Source organism: Bacillus sp. AP50 (genome assembly GCF_040492675.1).
Lineage (GTDB): Bacteria > Bacillota > Bacilli > Bacillales > Bacillaceae_G > Bacillus_A > Bacillus_A cereus.
On record NZ_JBEUTW010000529.1, the window covers coordinates 1 to 1,009 of the forward strand.

The following is a 1,009-nucleotide window of genomic DNA, read 5'->3' on the forward strand; positions in this document are numbered from 1 at the left end:
CAACGTAAAACATGATCTTGGTACTACATCAAGATCATGTTTTTTATATGTAATAAAAACAATTGATTATTCTTAATCATTCGACAAGATGCAACAATTTAAGATCTTGTTTTTTGCTATGATAAGTAAGGAATTTACATATCGTGTTATTGGGGGATAAAAGAGATGTTGAAAAAATTTACTACATGTATTTTAGGTGGCGCTTTAGTATTCAATTTATCTGGTTGCGGCAATACATCCGACAAAACTTCTTCAGAATCTAAAGAAACCAATTCTAAACAAGAAGAAAAGAAAGTGGAAACAACTGATGAGGCGAAAACGAAAGAGAATACAAAGCAGAAAAATACAGAACAAACAAAAGAGAAATCAAAAATAAAAGAAAAAGAGTATGCTGTAAACAAGGATTTTCATACACCTAAATTTGATGTAACTGTAAAAAGAGTTGTAGAAAGAGATAAGGTTGGTAAAGAGAGTATAGGATTCCAAAAACCTGAAGATGGACATGTCTTTATTGTTGTAGAAGCAGAAGGGAAAAATATCACAAACGAACCGATGAAATTAGCCGTTTTACCATCAGTGGATTTAGTGGATGAAAATGATAATGCTTACCAAAGTGATGTGTTGGCAGCTAGTAGTTATGCGGTTGAAAAAGGCGAGACCTCTAGTATTACTAAGGGATTAAAACCAGGGGAGGTAATGAGAGAAAGTAAAGTTTACGTGATTAATAAAGAAAAATTTGATACAGGAAAGTGGTATGTAGTTGTTAACCATGAGTATAAGGAACAAATTAAATAGTGTTTATTTATGAAGAGGAGATGGCTCCTCTTTTTTTTTACAAGTTAACACAGAATTTCGTTATAATGTAGAAATTTAATGTTTTCGAAAAAAAGAATTGACTTCTATATTAGTTGTAACTAAAATAGTTACATAAAGATGTAATTAATTTAGTTACAACTAATATCTGCTAAAAATATGATTTATATATTTAATTAAGGATGGTGGTCCATAC

General features: G+C 30.3%; 1 protein-coding gene. It reads left to right on the forward strand.

Annotated elements, in window-relative coordinates; translation table 11 throughout:
- Positions 1-165: 165 nt before the first annotated feature.
- Positions 166-795: a hypothetical protein gene (locus ABWK52_RS26020; protein ID WP_098434948.1), complete on the forward strand. Its 630-nt coding sequence runs from the start codon at positions 166-168 to the stop codon at positions 793-795.
- Positions 796-1,009: the final 214 nt, after the last annotated feature.

Coding starts and splice junctions, on each gene's coding strand:
- ABWK52_RS26020 (WP_098434948.1), top strand. CDS start 166: ATGTTGAAAAAATTTACTACATGTATTTTAGGTGGCGCTTTAGTATTC.